A 14,713-nucleotide genomic window follows, 5' to 3' on the forward strand; every position below is an offset into this window, starting at 1 on the left:
GCGATTTATCGCCGTGGTTTATCACCCATTTCACAGATCCGGATGTCACTAATGCAAGAGCAATACATTCCCCAGAATATTGAGCCCGAAGTGCAACGCTTGTGGGCAGATCAGCAGACCTTCAAGGCCACCGAACAGCCGGGCAAAGACAAGTTCTACTGCCTATCCATGTTCCCCTATCCTTCGGGCCGACTGCACATGGGGCATGTACGTAACTACACCATAGGTGACGTTATCTCTCGCTACCAACGGCTGCAAGGTAAAAACGTGCTCCAGCCCATCGGCTGGGATGCTTTCGGCCTGCCCGCCGAAAACGCCGCCATCAACAACAAGACGGCACCGGCGCCCTGGACCTATGAAAACATCGATTACATGAAGAACCAGCTCAAACGACTGGGCTTCGGTTACGATTGGGATCGGGAGCTGGCCACCTGTACGCCCGAGTATTATCGCTGGGAGCAGTGGTTCTTCACCAAGCTGTATGAAAAAGGCCTGGTCTACAAGAAGACCTCCTCCGTCAACTGGTGCCCCCACGATGAAACCGTGCTCGCCAACGAACAGGTCAATGACGGCTGCTGCTGGCGGTGCGACACCCCGGTGGAGCAGAAGGAAATCCCCCAGTGGTTCATCAAGATCACCGAATATGCGGACGAGCTGCTCAAGGACATCGATAACCTGGATGAGTGGCCCGAACAGGTCAAGACCATGCAGCGCAACTGGATCGGTCGCAGCGAGGGCGTCACCCTGAGCTTTGCGGTCGCCGACCAGCAACAGTCCTTTGAAGTCTATACCACTCGCCCCGACACTCTGTTTGGCGTGACCTATGTCGGCATCGCCGCCGGTCACCCGCTGGCGACCCAGGCCGCCGAGCACAACCCGGCACTGGCCGCCTTTATCGACGAGTGCAAGCACAACAAGGTGGCAGAAGCCGAAATGGCTACCATGGAGAAAAAGGGCATGGCCACCGGTTTCTATGCGGTACACCCGCTGACCGGCAAGCAGGTGCCCATCTGGATTGCCAACTTCGTACTGATGGATTACGGCTCCGGCGCCGTGATGGCGGTCCCCGCCCACGACCAGCGCGACCATGAATTCGCCACCCAGTACGGCCTGGATATAATGCCGGTTATCCGGCCCGCCGACGGTGGCGAGCCGGACGTCAGTGAAGCCGCCTATACCGACAAAGGCGTGCTGTTCAACTCCGGCGAGTTTGACGGCCTCGACTTCGAGCAAGCCTTCAATGCCATCGCCGATGCGCTGATCGACAAGGATCTGGGCCGCCGTACCGTCAACTTCCGCCTGCGGGACTGGGGGGTGAGCCGTCAGCGTTACTGGGGCGCCCCCATCCCCATGCTCAATCTGGAAGATGGCTCCGTGGTCGGCGTACCGGAAGCTGACTTGCCCGTAGTACTGCCGGAAGACGTGGTGATGGACGGCATCCAGAGCCCGATCAAGGCCGACCCCGAGTGGGCCAGGGCCAGCTACAACGGCCAGCCGGCACGACGCGAGACCGACACCTTTGACACCTTCATGGAGTCGTCCTGGTATTACGCCCGCTACTGCAGCCCGGATAACGATCAGGGCATGCTGGACGTGGAAAAGGCCAACTACTGGCTGCCGGTGGATCAGTATATCGGCGGCATAGAGCACGCCTGCATGCACCTGTTGTACGCCCGTTTCTTCCACAAGCTGCTGCGCGACACCGGCCTGGTCGAATCCGACGAGCCGTTCAAGCGCCTGCTGTGTCAGGGCATGGTGCTGGCCGACGCCTTCTACCATACCGATGAAAAAGGCGCCCGCACCTGGGTCAGCCCGCTGGATGTCACCATGGAGCGGGACGAAAAGGGCCGGGTCAAGCGCGCCCTAGACAAGGACGGTCGCGAGCTGGTGCATACCGGCATGACCAAGATGTCCAAGTCCAAGAACAACGGCATCGACCCTCAGGTGATGGTCGACAAGTACGGCGCCGACACCGTGCGCCTGTTCATGATGTTCGCCTCACCCGCCGACATGACCCTGGAATGGTCCGACTCCGGTGTCGAAGGTGCCCTGCGCTTCCTCAAGCGCCTGTGGAAGCTGGTGTTCGAGCATCAGTCTCACGGCCCGGTCGCGGCACTGGATGTGGCCGGCTTGAGCAACGAGCAGAAAGCCCTGCGCCGTGATGTGCACAAGACCATCGCCAAAGTCAGTGACGACGTGGGTCGCCGCCAGACCTTCAACACCGCCATCGCCGCCATCATGGAGTTGATGAACAAGCTGACCAGGGTCGACATGAGTGATGAACAAAACCGCGCCCTGCTGCAGGAGGCGCTGGAAGCGGTCACCATCATGTTGCACCCCATAGTGCCGCATACCTGTTTCGAACTGTGGCAGGCCCTGGGCCAGAGCGACATCGATCATGCCCGGTGGCCACAGGCCGATGCCGATGCGCTGGTAGAAGACGAGAAGCTGGTGGTCGTGCAGGTCAACGGCAAGGTCCGCGGCAAGATCACCGTGGCCGCCGATGCCAGCCGGGAAGCGGTAGAAGCCGCGGGCCAGGCCGACGACAACGTGGCTCGTCACCTGGATGGCAAGACCATTCGCAAGGTAATCTACGTACCCGGCAAGCTGCTGAACATAGTCGCGAACTAAAGCCATGATCTTCACTCCGGCGCAGGCGAGATTCCATGAATACCCGCCTGCGCAGCCATGACGACACAGATAACGCCAGGCCCATTTATATGGGCCTTTTGGTCGAATGAACTCGACCCTACGAACAAGCTTACAGCTTCACGCTGTTTTTAAAGGAGTTTTCATGCTCACTCGAATCAAGGCAGGAGTTCTGATTCTACTGACGCTGCTGCTGGCCGGCTGCGGTTTTCAGCTCAGGGGCGGTGACAATCTTGCGCCCGAATTGCAGCGACTGGCCCTGGTCGGCGACGACAAGACCCAGTTCTATCGTCTGGTCGCAGCCCGGCTGCAACGCGCCGGAGTACAACTGGTCGAGCCCGACGCACTCACCCCTGTGCTGACCATATCGGCACTGGGCCAGGGAAACAGCGTCGCCTCGGTCAACGCCCGGGCCGATGCGCTCGAATATGCCACCCGCTTCAGCACCCGCTTTACCCTGGACATGCCCGACGAACCGCGTCAGGTGTTTAACGTTACCTTCAACCGCAGCTTCCTCGATAAATCCGAGCAGGCTCTGGCATCGGGTCGCGAACAACAGCAACTGCGCGAGCAGATGGAATTCGAGGCCGCCGCGCAAATCGTGCGCCAGCTCAATCGCCTGTCGTTCTGATGCGCCTCTACCCGGAACAGCTGCCGCAACATCTGCAGGCCGGGCTGGCCCCCTGCTATTTCATTTATGGTGACGAGCCGCTGCTGAAACAGGAAGCGCTGGACACCCTGCGCCAGGCTGCCCGTACTCAGGGCTTCGACGAGCGTCACCGCTTCGATGCCGACGAAGGCCTCGACTGGGACGACATCTTCGCGGCCAGCCAGTCCATGAGCCTGTTCAGCCAGCGGCAGATCATCGAGCTGCACCTGCCGGACAAACTCGACAAGACCGGCTCGGATCGGTTACGCGAATTACTGGGCCAGTGCCACGGCGACTTGCTGTTGCTGGTCACGGGGCCACGCCTGAACCAGCAACAACAGAAGAGTGCCTGGTTCAAGGCACTGACGGCGGCGGGGCCTCAGGTGCCGGTCGTCACCCCGGATGCCCGGCACTTTCCCCGCTGGCTGACACAACGCTTGCACCGGCATGGGCTGAGTGCCGAACCCGACGCCCTGCACTGGCTGGCCTATGCCTTCGAAGGCAACCTGCTGGCGGTAGCCGGCGAAATTGAAAAGCTGGCCCTGCAGCAGCTGCCGCAACCACTGACGCTGGCGGTACTGCAGCAACAGATGCAGCCCCACCATCAATTCAACCCCTTCCAGCTGTTCGACCCCCTGTTGCAGGGCAAGGTCAAACGGGCCTGTCGTATTCTGTTGCAACTACGCCAGGAAGGAGTGGAAGCCGGTATGTTGTGCCACCTGCTGGCCAGGGAGTTGAGCACCCTGCAACAACTGCAACAGGGGTTGCAGGGGGGGCAATCGTTTCATCAACTGGCCGGTGCCCTGCATGTCTGGTCCAGCCGCCAGCCATTGATACAGGCGGCCCTTGGCCGGTTGCCGATGCCCAAACTGCACCAGCTGCAGTCCATGCTCGCCGCCGCCGACCGGGCCGTCGCCACCTTCGATGACGACGAGGCCTGGCGCTGGCTCTACAGCCTCTGCGTCGGCTTTTTCGATGCGCAACCACTGACGATAACCCCATGAAAAAAGCCATCGGCCTGCTGGGAGGCACCTTCGATCCCATTCATGTCGGCCATTTGCGCCCGGCCATTCACATGCTGGAACGACTGGAGCTGGCCGAGGTTCGGCTGCTGCCCAATTATATTCCTCCCCACAGAGCCTCCCCCGACAGCGCGCCGGAACACCGGCTGGCCATGGTGCAGCTGGCGGCGGCACAGACCCCGGGGCTGACCGTGGACGACCGGGAACTGAGGCGCAATCGCCCCTCCTGGACCGTCGAGACGCTGATCGAACTGCGTCAGGAACACCCCAGTATCCCCCTGTGCTTTCTGATGGGCATGGACTCCCTGTGCAGCCTGGACCGTTGGCATCGCTGGCAGGAACTGCTCGAACATGCCCACCTGGTGGTCAGTCACAGACCCGGCTGGATGCCCGACTTCAACCCGGCCATCAAGGCGCTGTACCAGACCCACGGCACCCGGGACAGCGAGCAATTGCATCGCCGCCCGGCCGGCTGTATTTACCTGTTCGACAACCCGCAGCTGGATATTTCATCCACCCAAATCCGTGAATGCATCCGGGCCGGGAACAATCCTCAATATTTGTTGCCTGACCCGGTCGCGGACTATATTCGAGATAAGGGACTCTATCAGGGGCCCGTGTTATAATCCGTCGTCATTTTGAATTGAGGAGAAAGCCCCCTTGCAAGGTCAAGAACTGCATACCTTCATCGTCGACAAGCTCGACGATCTCAAAGCCCGTGATATTCAGGTTCTGGATGTCAGCGGCAAGTCCACCATCACCGACTGCATGATCATCTGCTCCGGTAATTCCAGCCGCCATGTCAACTCCATCGCCGAACACCTGGCCACCGAAGCCAAACACGCCGGCCTGCACCTGATGTGTGTAGACGGCCTGGACGCCGGCGAATGGGTACTGGTCGACCTGGGCGACGCCATAGTGCATGTAATGCAGGAAGAAACCCGCGACTTTTACCAGCTCGAAAAACTCTGGGGTGGCAATAGCGTCGGAGCCGTGGCCTGATGAAATTGCAACTGGTGGCGGTCGGTACCAAGATGCCGGCCTGGATAACCGCCGGTTTTCAGGAATATCAGCGGCGTTTTCCCCGGGATCTGCCGCTCGAGCTTATCGAGATTCCTGCCGGTAAACGCGGCAAGAATGCCGATATCGAGCGCATCCTGCACAAGGAAGGGGAACAGATGCTGGCCGCCGTTTCCAAATCGGCACGCATCGTCACCCTCGATATTCCCGGCCGTCCCTGGACCACGGAACAGGTGGCCGGCGAGCTGACCCGCTGGCAACTCGACGGCAGGGATGTCGCCATCCTGATCGGGGGTCCCGAAGGGCTGTCCCCGGCCTGCAAGGCCGCCGCCGAACAATCCTGGTCTTTATCGCCGCTGACGCTGCCTCATCCGCTGGTGCGGGTGGTGGCGGCAGAGAGCCTGTATCGTGCCTGGAGCATCAATAACAACCATCCCTATCACCGAGAGTAATAATGGCAAAAGGCCGGGTAAAGATGCGCGATCATGGCGCCGAATCATCCCTGTACTGGCGCCGGGCGGTGATTGCGTTTATGGGAATAGTGCTGCTGATGGGGGTGTTGCTTGCCAACCTTTACCGTCTGCAGATCAATGAACACCAGAGTTATCAGACCCGCTCCAACGATAACCGCATCAAGGTTGTGCCCATAGCGCCGACCCGGGGCCTGATCTTCGATCGCAACGGCGTACTGCTGGCAGAAAACCGTCCCATCTACAGCCTGGAGATCACCCCCGAACAATCCCATGACTTGGACGCCACCGTCGATGAGCTGATAGCGCTGCTCGGTCTCGATCCCGAGGTCAAAGCCCGTTTTCTGACCGAGGTGCGTCGTCAGCGCCGTTTCAATCCCGTAGTACTGGTCAATCGACTGAGTGAAGAGCAGGTCGCCCTGTTCAGCGTCAATCAGCATAAATATCCGGGCGCCACCATAGAAGCCTATCTCAAGCGCTTTTATCCCTACCGGGATACCTTCACCCATGTGATAGGCTACGTGGCCCGCATCAACGACAAAGATGTGGCGCGCCTGCGGGAAGACAACAAGCTGGCCAACTACTCCGCCACCCGGGATATCGGCAAGCTGGGCGTAGAACGTTACTACGAGGATCTGCTGCACGGTCAGGCCGGTTATCAGGAAGTCGAGGTCAACAACCGTGGTCGGGTGATCCGCACCCTCAAGTATCAGCCGCCGATACCGGGCAGCGATATCTATCTCAATGTCGATGCGAACATGCAAAAACAGGCCCAGGCCCTGATGGCGAACCGTCGGGGGGCCGCCGTCATCATGACCCCGAAAGACGGCAAGATACTGGCGCTTATCTCCAGCCCCAGCTACGACCCCAATCTGTTCGTGCACGGCATCAGCGGCCCCGAGTACCGGGAACTGCTGAACAACCCGGACCGTCCACTGATCAACAGAGCCAGCCAGGGCATTTACGCCCCCGCCTCCACCGTCAAGCCGATGCTTGCGGTCATGGGACTGAACGAAGGCGCCATCGCCCCCAGCACTCGTTTCTTCGGTGGGCCCTACTTCCAGATCCCCAATACCAAGCGCAAATTCCGCGACTGGCGTCGCTGGGGCCACGGCTGGATGGATGTGTACCGGGCCATCGAAATCTCGGCCGATACCTTTTTCTATGATCTCGCCTACCGAGTCGGCATAGACAACATCAATGACTATATGTCCCGCTTCGGTTTCGGCCAGTATTCCGGAATAGATCTGCACGAAGAAACCAGCGGCACCATGCCTTCCCGCGACTGGAAGCAGGCACGACACAAGCAACCCTGGTATCAGGGCGACACCATCTCGGTGGGCATAGGCCAGGGCTACTGGACCGCCACCCCGCTGCAACTGGCTCGTGCCGTCTCCGTCATGGTGGACCACGGAGAAACCGTTCACCCCCGATTGCTGCATGGCATCAAGGGCCCCGAAGGCATGATCTCGATGCCGATCAGCAAGAGTGAACCCATTCGACTGAAGCAAGACAGCTTCTGGGACGTGGGCCTGGCCGGCATGTACCGAGTGATCAACGGCAGAGAGGGCACAGCCCGCCGTGCCTTTGCCGATACGCCCTACAAGGCGGGCGGAAAATCAGGCACCGCCCAGGTATTCAGCCTGGCCGAAAACCAGCAGTACGATCACGCCAATACCCGGGAGCATCTGCGCGACAACGCCCTGTTCGTGGCCCTGGCCCCCTTTGAAAAACCGGAAGTAGTGGTGTCGGTAGTCCTTGAAAACGCCGGCGGGGGCAGTTCACACGCCGCCCCCGTGGCCCGGGCCCTGCTCGATCTCTACATGATCCCCGAGTCACTCCAGGACACAGAAGGCGAGGAACAGCACAATGAATAAACATCGGCGCCGTCGCAGCCTGTGGGAAATACTGCACCTGGACTGGCCCCTGCTGCTGGCGCTGCTGATCCTGCTCGGCGCCAGTCTGGCCATTCTCTATTCCGCCTCCGGTGAAAGCATGGACTCCCTGACTCGACAGGGCCTGCGCATCGGTCTGTCCCTGTTGGTGATGATGATACTGGCGCAACTGCCGCCGGGTTTTTATGCCCGCTGGGCACCACCGGTATTCATGCTGGGGGTGATACTGCTGGTACTGGTGTTACTGGTCGGCGATATCGGCAAGGGGGCGCAACGCTGGCTGGAGCTGGGCTCTTTTCGCTTTCAGCCCTCGGAGATCATGAAGCTGGTGATGCCGATGACCATCGCCGCCTATATCAGCCGTTATCCGCTGCCTCCCAGCCTGCTGCATGTCTTTCTGGCACTGGGACTGGTGCTGTTCCCCACCCTGATGATCGCCAAACAACCGGATCTGGGCACCTCCCTGCTGGTGGCGGCCTCCGGCTTTTTCGTCATTTTTCTCGCCGGTATGTCCTGGCGACTGCTCCTGGCCGCCGGGGCCGCCATCGCCGCCTTTCTGCCGGCCCTGTGGTTTTTTCTGATGCACGACTATCAGAAACGACGGGTTCTGACTCTGCTGAATCCGGAAAGCGATCCCCTGGGCGCCGGCTATCATATCATCCAGTCCAAGATCGCCATCGGCTCGGGCGGACTCTGGGGAAAGGGCTGGCTGCAAGGCACCCAGTCTCAGCTGGAGTTTCTGCCCGAACGCCATACAGACTTTATTTTTGCGGTATTGAGCGAAGAGTTCGGTCTGATTGGCGTCTGCCTGCTGATGCTGCTCTATCTGTTCATCATCTGGCGCGGCCTTTATATCTCGATGCAGGCCCATGGTGCCTTTCCCCGTCTGCTCGGCGGCGCCCTGACCCTGACCTTTTTTGTCTATGTATTCGTCAACATCGGCATGGTCAGCGGCCTGCTGCCGGTGGTGGGAGTACCCTTGCCCCTGATCAGTTACGGTGGTACCTCCATGGTGACACTGATGGCCGGATTTGGCATCCTGATGTCCGTTCATACTCATAAGCGCCTGTTGGCCAAATAAAAGGATTATCGAATGCGTCTTGCCCTTCTTTCTGCCGCCTTGCTGTTGACCACCTCGGTAACGGCCGCGGAGATGAATCCGGAACAACAGCTCTGGCTTGACGAGCTGGCCGGCAAGTTCGAGTTACCCGTCGCCGAGCTGAGTGATGCCATGGCTCAGGCCAGTTATCAGCAGCCGATTATCGATGCCATGACCCGCCCGGCAGAAGCCAAACCCTGGCACCTGTACAGGCCTATCTTCCTGACCGAGAAGCGACTGCAGCAGGGTGTCGAGTTCTGGCAACAGCACGCCGAGCTGCTGGCCCGGGCCGAGCAGGAATTGCAGGTACCGGCACAAATCATCACCGCCATCATAGGGGTGGAAACCTTCTACGGCGCCCACATGGGCAGCCACAAGGTACTGGATGCACTCTATACCCTGGGCTTTAACTACCCGCCACGGGGCGAGTTCTTCCGCTCCGAATTTGCCAATTATCTGCAACTGGCCAAAGAGCAGGGCTGGTCTCTGGATGAGCAGAAAGGCTCCTACGCCGGTGCCATGGGCATGGGTCAGTTTATTTCCTCCAGCTATCGTCATTATGCGGTCGACTTCGACGGTGACGGCGAGCGTAATCTGTTTCAGCCGGTAGATGCCATCGGCAGCGTCGCCAACTACTTTCACGAACATAAATGGCAACCGGGTGACGATGTTGCCTATCCGGCTCGGGTGACCGACATCGAGGCCGCGGACGCCTTGTTGAACCCGGCCCTGGAGCTGAGCCACAACTGGGCCGAGCTGGTAGCCGCCGGCGTGGTGGTGGATCAGGAGATGGATGCAGGCACCCCGGTCAAGTTGATCCGCCTGGATGGCGTCGATGGCCCGGAATATTGGGTGGTACGGCATAACTTTTACGTGATTACCCGCTATAATCGCAGCCCCTTGTATGCCATGGCAGTCTATCAACTCAGTGAGCAACTTAAGCAGGCCTATGAACAGTCTCTCTAAATCCCTCTTGCCGTTGGCGGCACTGTGGCTTGCCGCCTGTAGTTTCCATCCTGATCCCGAGCAGGCACAGAGTAAGGATGAGGCCTACGATCGGGAAACCGCCGGCGGCCGTTATGCCCTGCGCCAGGACAAACCACCGGGCGTGGCCCCCAACCTGGATCATGTCAAGGACGCGGTGCCGCGTTATGAGCCCTATACCCGCCAGGGCAACAAAAACTACAACGTCTGGGGCCAGGATTACGAGGTATGGCAGGAAGTGGAGAATTATCAGGATGAAGGCATGGCCTCCTGGTATGGTGCCAAGTTCCACGGCTATCACACCTCCAACGGCGAGGTATATGACATGTATACCATGACCGCCGCCCACAAGAATCTGCCGCTGCCTTCCTTCGTGCGCGTCACCAACAAGGAAAACGGCAAACAGGTGGTGGTACGCGTCAATGATCGCGGCCCCTTCCACGACGATCGGGTGCTCGATGTTTCCTATGCCGCCGCCTACAAGCTGGGCATGCTCAATACCGGCACGGCGCCGGTGAAAATCGAGCTGATCAAGGTCGCACCCAACGGCAAGGAAACCCGTCTGGCGAAAACCACCGAGGGTAAACATATTCAGTTGCTGGCCACCCGCTCAGCCGATAAAGCCAAGGAACTTGCTGCCCGACTGAGCAAGGAGTATGGTTTCCCCGCCCGAGTGGAGCGCCAGTCTGAGTGGTACCGCCTGCAGATGGGTCCCATTCCGGCCAATAAAACGGAAAATACCCTGACCCGGCTGATTGCCGAAGGGTATGCGCAGGCCTATTTTCTGAATTAATCGGCCTGTTTTAATTCACCTTACACCGGCAGCCAATGCCTATTTACACAGGGACCCAGCAGACGTTATGCGTATGGTTAACACTCTCCCCTCCTTATTTCTCGCCGCTTTTGTGTCCTTTACCACTCAGGCACAGACTCAGGGCCCCATGATCCCGGAGGCTCCGGCCATCGCTGCCAAATCCTATGTGCTGATGGACTATGCCAGCGGCCAGGTACTGGTGTCGAACCAGGCCGACGAAAAGCTGCCGCCGGCCAGCCTGACCAAGATGATGACTTCCTACATTCTGGGTCAGGCACTGCAGGAAGGTAAGGTCAAGCGAGACGACCTGGTCACCATCAGCGAAGCGGCCTGGGCACAGAACTTTCCCGGCTCGTCGGTGATGTTTCTGGAAGTGGGCAAGCAGGTCAGCATCGATCAGCTGAACCGTGGCATCATCATCCAGTCCGGTAACGATGCCACCGTAGCCGTGGCCGAACATCTGGCCGGCAGCGTCAATTCCTTTGCCGATCTGATGAATGGCTGGGCCGCCCGCCTGGGCATGAACGACAGTCACTTCGTGACCCCCCATGGGCTGCACAGCGATGACATGTATACCACCGCTTACGACATGGCGCGGCTGGGCCAGGCATTGATCCGCGATGTGCCGGAAGAATATAAAATCTATTCCGAAAAATCCTTTACCTTCAATGGCATTACCCAGCACAACCGCAACTCGCTGCTGTGGGATCAGTCACTGAATGTCGACGGAATCAAGACCGGCCATGTCGAGGCCGTGGGCTATAACCTGGTGTCATCCGCCACCAAGGAAGACATGCGTCTGATCGCCGTGATCATGGGCGCTGCCAACGAACGGATGCGCGCCTCCGAGAGCAAGAAACTGCTGACTTATGGTTTTCGCTTCTATCAGACCCTGACCCCGTATCAGGCGGGCAGCAAGCTGATGGATCAGCGGATCTGGATGGGCGACAAGGATACCGTCGCCCTCGGCGTCGACAAGACGGTGGCGGTAACCATTCCCCGCGGCCAGGCCCAGAGTCTGGAAGCCGACTTTACCCTCGACAAGACATTGAAGGCCCCGCTGGCCAAAGGCGAGCAGGTAGGTACCCTGCACCTTAAGCTGGACGGCAAGGATGTGATGACCATGCCGCTGGTGGCACTGGAAGAAGTCGAACAGGGTGGCGTCTTCAGCCGCCTGATCGACTACATCAAGTTGCTGGTTCAGGATCTGTTCAACTGATCGTCAACAGGGTCGGGGAAGACACAAGCCGGAAGAGATGCTCTTCCGGCTTTTTCATCGCCGTTCTCCCCCGGCCCGGATAACTTGCCGGTTTCGAAACCGGCAATTTTATGGTAAAAATGTGACATTGGTTATGGATCAGTCTCCATCACCCCCCGAATACCGCACGTTGTAAAGGTTGCCATGAATACCAAATTTGATGAGTTGCTCGATTTTCCCTGCCGTTTCCCGTTCAAGATCCTGGGCCTGGCCGACGAGCGCCTGCCCGATATGGTGGTGGAAGTGCTGCAACGGCATGTCCCCGGTGATTACAGCCCCCAGGTTCGCCCCAGCAGCAAGGGCACTTACCATGCGGTGACCGTGCAGGTCACGGTCACCAGCAAGGAACAGGTCGAATTGCTGTATCAGAAGCTGGGTGAGCTGGATCTGGTCAAGTACGTACTCTAGGACATAGTGATGCCGCAGGATAAGCTTACCGTCAGGCACTGGGGACAGGCCTCCTACGAACACGTCTGGCATACCATGCAGACGTTTACCGATCAGCGGGGCGAAAACACCCAGGACGAATTCTGGCTGGTCGAGCATCTGCCGGTGTTCACCCAGGGTCAGGCCGGCAAGGCCGAGCATATTCTCAATGTTGGCGATATTCCGCTGGTACAGACCGACAGAGGCGGCCAGGTCACCTATCATGGCCCCGGCCAGCTGGTGCTGTATCTGTTGGTCGATGTACGCCGCAAGAAACTCGGCGTTCGTCCCCTGGTGACCGGCATGGAAAGCGCCATCGTCAACCTGCTTGCCGATTATCAGATTGTGGCCTATGCCAAGCCCGATGCCCCCGGCGTCTATGTGGGAGACAGCAAGATTGCCTCTCTGGGACTGCGGGTGCGCCGAGGCTGCTCTTTTCATGGACTGGCGCTGAACGTCAATATGGATCTGACCCCCTTCCTGCGGATCAACCCCTGTGGTTACGCCGGCATGGCCATGACACAGTGTTGTGCCCTGGGCGGACCCCAGACCCTAGAAGAAGCTCAGTCCCGACTGGTACCCTTGCTGGCAGAGCAGCTTGGTTACCAACATCTCTACTACACCACAGAGAAGCTGAAATTATGAATAAACCTGTACGCGTAGAGCCCGGCGTAAAATTGCGTGATGCCGACAAAATGGCCCTGATCCCGGTCAAGTACATGCCGGAGGCAGACGAAGAAGTGTTGCGCAAGCCGGAGTGGATGAAGATCAAGCTTCCTCCCAGTAATCAGCGCATACAGAACCTGAAGAACATCATGCGCGAGAACAAGCTGCATTCGGTCTGCGAAGAGGCGTCCTGCCCCAACCTGCCCGAGTGTTTCAACCACGGTACTGCCACCTTCATGATCCTCGGCGCCATCTGTACTCGCCGTTGCCCCTTCTGCGATGTGGCCCACGGCCGCCCGCTGGCGGTGGATCCGGAAGAGCCGGGAAAACTGGCCAAGACCATCAAGGAACTGGGCCTCAAGTACGTGGTGATCACCTCGGTAGACCGGGACGATCTGCGTGACGGCGGTGCCCAGCACTTCGTCGACTGTATCCGCGCCATCCGCGAGCAGAGCCCCAACACCAAGATTGAAATTCTGACCCCGGACTTCCGTGGCCGCATGGATACCGCACTGGAAATATTCAAGGATACTCCGCCAGACGTATTCAACCACAATCTGGAAACCGCCCCGCGCCTGTACCGGGTCGCCCGTCCCGGCGCCGATTATAAGTGGTCGCTGGAGCTGCTGCGCCGGTTCAAGGAAATGCACCCACAGGTGGCCACCAAATCCGGCGTCATGATGGGCCTTGGCGAAACCAACGAAGAAGTCGCAGAAGTCCTCAAGGATCTGCGTGCGCACAACGTTTCCATGCTGACCCTGGGCCAGTACCTGCAGCCGAGCCGCCACCACCTGCCGGTGAAGCGCTACGTGCCGCCGGCCGAGTTTGACGAGCTGAAAGTGCTCGCCGACAGCATCGGTTTCAGCCACGCCGCCTGCGGCCCCTTCGTTCGCTCGTCCTACCACGCCGACTTGCAGGCCCAGGGCGTGGAAGTCAAATAACCGAGTGGATTACAAGGTTAAATAGTACTGCATCAGTAAATAGGGCTAACACTGATGTTTTGTACTGCGAGGCTCAGGAATGGTGACAAGGATACCAAGGATCAAAGAATTTCCCACGGATGGGAAATTCTGGAGACGTGATTGAAAAGGGGCTGTACTAACGAATCCCAGCATCACTACTGAGCCTTTCTTCCAAATGGTGATCAGCCCTTTCTTTGACAATCTCTGTGGGTTGCCAGGAGATAAGCGTACATCAGTTAGTCAAACTGATGTAAAACGACAAGAAATTATTGGCATTGGGAAATTGCCATTAATTTCAACTGGTTCCATATGGAAGAATGGCATTCGTCAGCATATTATATCTGGAAAATATGAAGTCATCAGTTACCTGTTAATTTTATCGAAAACGACTCAAGTCATTACAGCCACACACAAATAAAATGGCAAAAACATGATTATTTACAATACTTATCGCATTGAAAAATCAGGCGAAGGAAGTAAAGTGATTGCGGTAGAGTGCAATGGTTATCTATTTGGCCATCTCACTCCAGTAATGGAATGAGTTAGATTTTACTATGCAGCTTCTACTAATTTCACCCATGCTCTACTCTCTACTCTCTACTCTCTACTCTCTACTCTCTACTCTCTACTCTCTACTCTCTGGATCATTTCAACATAATCCAGATTCGTTCATAAGCGTCAACCGAATTTATTACCGTGCCGGAGAATGATATTTTTTTCTTGGTTTGAGAGAGTCTAAACATCTGTAAACATCCCTGTTCTAGTTACACAGAAAATTAGAGTTTTCCGCCCGTTGGTG

The 14,713-nt window shown here is 58.1% G+C and carries 14 protein-coding genes; all 14 read left to right on the forward strand.

Translation table 11 applies throughout. The features are described 5' to 3' along the window. The first annotated feature begins 51 nt into the window (after positions 1-51). The 14 genes from leuS (at position 52) to lipA (ending at position 13,893) form a co-directional block, all read left to right on the forward strand. Complete coding sequence (gene leuS, locus ACLEIV_RS15020; RefSeq protein WP_410457440.1) at positions 52-2,631, forward strand: leucine--tRNA ligase; 2,580 nt, start codon at positions 52-54, stop codon at positions 2,629-2,631. 163 nt (positions 2,632-2,794) lie between these two features. Next, a complete protein-coding gene (locus ACLEIV_RS15025) occupies positions 2,795-3,280 on the forward strand; it encodes an LPS-assembly lipoprotein LptE (protein WP_410457441.1) in 486 nt (161 codons plus the stop codon). Then, positions 3,280-4,302 carry a DNA polymerase III subunit delta gene (gene holA, locus ACLEIV_RS15030; protein ID WP_410457442.1) on the forward strand — a complete coding sequence of 341 codons (1,023 nt, stop codon included), beginning with the start codon at positions 3,280-3,282 and terminating at the stop codon, positions 4,300-4,302. The genes ACLEIV_RS15025 and holA overlap by 1 nt, the downstream gene beginning before the upstream one ends. Further along, positions 4,299-4,946 (forward strand): nicotinate-nucleotide adenylyltransferase, encoded by a 648-nt coding sequence (gene nadD, locus ACLEIV_RS15035; RefSeq protein ID WP_410457443.1) that lies wholly within the window; start codon positions 4,299-4,301, stop codon positions 4,944-4,946. The genes holA and nadD overlap by 4 nt, the downstream gene beginning before the upstream one ends. A 34-nt stretch (positions 4,947-4,980) precedes the next feature. Further along, positions 4,981-5,322, forward strand: a complete 342-nt coding sequence (gene rsfS, locus ACLEIV_RS15040; RefSeq protein ID WP_410457444.1) for a ribosome silencing factor — start codon at positions 4,981-4,983, stop codon at positions 5,320-5,322. Beyond that, positions 5,322-5,792 (forward strand): 23S rRNA (pseudouridine(1915)-N(3))-methyltransferase RlmH, encoded by a 471-nt coding sequence (gene rlmH, locus ACLEIV_RS15045; protein ID WP_410457445.1) that lies wholly within the window; start codon positions 5,322-5,324, stop codon positions 5,790-5,792. Before rsfS ends, rlmH begins: the two co-directional genes overlap by 1 nt. 2 nt (positions 5,793-5,794) lie before the next feature. Next, complete coding sequence (gene mrdA / locus ACLEIV_RS15050; protein WP_410457446.1) at positions 5,795-7,687, forward strand: penicillin-binding protein 2; 1,893 nt, start codon at positions 5,795-5,797, stop codon at positions 7,685-7,687. Then, positions 7,680-8,786 (forward strand): rod shape-determining protein RodA, encoded by a 1,107-nt coding sequence (gene rodA, locus ACLEIV_RS15055; RefSeq protein ID WP_410457447.1) that lies wholly within the window; start codon positions 7,680-7,682, stop codon positions 8,784-8,786. The genes mrdA and rodA overlap by 8 nt, the downstream gene beginning before the upstream one ends. Before the next feature lie 12 nt (positions 8,787-8,798). After that, positions 8,799-9,770, forward strand: coding sequence for a lytic murein transglycosylase B (gene mltB, locus ACLEIV_RS15060; protein WP_410457448.1), 972 nt, complete (start codon positions 8,799-8,801; stop codon positions 9,768-9,770). Next, the gene (locus ACLEIV_RS15065; RefSeq protein ID WP_410457449.1) at positions 9,754-10,581 is read left to right on the forward strand and encodes a septal ring lytic transglycosylase RlpA family protein; all 828 of its coding nucleotides are present in this window, start codon (positions 9,754-9,756) and stop codon (positions 10,579-10,581) included. The genes mltB and ACLEIV_RS15065 overlap by 17 nt, the downstream gene beginning before the upstream one ends. Positions 10,582-10,654: 73 nt before the next feature. Beyond that, on the forward strand, positions 10,655-11,821 hold the full coding sequence (locus ACLEIV_RS15070; protein WP_410457457.1) for a serine hydrolase: 1,167 nt from the start codon (positions 10,655-10,657) through the stop codon (positions 11,819-11,821). Between the two features lie 183 nt (positions 11,822-12,004). After that, positions 12,005-12,268 carry a DUF493 family protein YbeD gene (ybeD, locus tag ACLEIV_RS15075; protein WP_410457450.1) on the forward strand — a complete coding sequence of 88 codons (264 nt, stop codon included), beginning with the start codon at positions 12,005-12,007 and terminating at the stop codon, positions 12,266-12,268. 9 nt (positions 12,269-12,277) lie between these two features. Continuing rightward, positions 12,278-12,931, forward strand: a complete 654-nt coding sequence (lipB, locus tag ACLEIV_RS15080; RefSeq protein WP_410457451.1) for a lipoyl(octanoyl) transferase LipB — start codon at positions 12,278-12,280, stop codon at positions 12,929-12,931. Further along, positions 12,928-13,893, forward strand: a complete 966-nt coding sequence (gene lipA, locus ACLEIV_RS15085) for a lipoyl synthase (RefSeq protein WP_410457452.1) — start codon at positions 12,928-12,930, stop codon at positions 13,891-13,893. Before lipB ends, lipA begins: the two co-directional genes overlap by 4 nt. Positions 13,894-14,713: the final 820 nt, after the last annotated feature.

Origin of the sequence: Oceanisphaera submarina (assembly GCF_046521305.1) — a bacterium.
Classification (GTDB): Bacteria; Pseudomonadota; Gammaproteobacteria; order Enterobacterales; family Aeromonadaceae; genus Oceanimonas; species Oceanimonas submarina.

Bases quoted from the DNA above. Each gene is read 5' to 3' on its own strand.
- mltB (WP_410457448.1), top strand. From the start codon at position 8,799: ATGCGTCTTGCCCTTCTTTCTGCCGCCTTGCTGTTGACCACCTCGGTA.
- ACLEIV_RS15070 (WP_410457457.1), top strand. From the start codon at position 10,655: ATGGTTAACACTCTCCCCTCCTTATTTCTCGCCGCTTTTGTGTCCTTT.
- ybeD (WP_410457450.1), top strand. From the start codon at position 12,005: ATGAATACCAAATTTGATGAGTTGCTCGATTTTCCCTGCCGTTTCCCG.
- lipB (WP_410457451.1), top strand. From the start codon at position 12,278: ATGCCGCAGGATAAGCTTACCGTCAGGCACTGGGGACAGGCCTCCTAC.
- rlmH (WP_410457445.1), top strand. From the start codon at position 5,322: ATGAAATTGCAACTGGTGGCGGTCGGTACCAAGATGCCGGCCTGGATA.
- lipA (WP_410457452.1), top strand. From the start codon at position 12,928: ATGAATAAACCTGTACGCGTAGAGCCCGGCGTAAAATTGCGTGATGCC.
- mrdA (WP_410457446.1), top strand. From the start codon at position 5,795: ATGGCAAAAGGCCGGGTAAAGATGCGCGATCATGGCGCCGAATCATCC.
- holA (WP_410457442.1), top strand. From the start codon at position 3,280: ATGCGCCTCTACCCGGAACAGCTGCCGCAACATCTGCAGGCCGGGCTG.
- ACLEIV_RS15065 (WP_410457449.1), top strand. From the start codon at position 9,754: ATGAACAGTCTCTCTAAATCCCTCTTGCCGTTGGCGGCACTGTGGCTT.
- nadD (WP_410457443.1), top strand. From the start codon at position 4,299: ATGAAAAAAGCCATCGGCCTGCTGGGAGGCACCTTCGATCCCATTCAT.
- rodA (WP_410457447.1), top strand. From the start codon at position 7,680: ATGAATAAACATCGGCGCCGTCGCAGCCTGTGGGAAATACTGCACCTG.
- ACLEIV_RS15025 (WP_410457441.1), top strand. From the start codon at position 2,795: ATGCTCACTCGAATCAAGGCAGGAGTTCTGATTCTACTGACGCTGCTG.
- leuS (WP_410457440.1), top strand. From the start codon at position 52: ATGCAAGAGCAATACATTCCCCAGAATATTGAGCCCGAAGTGCAACGC.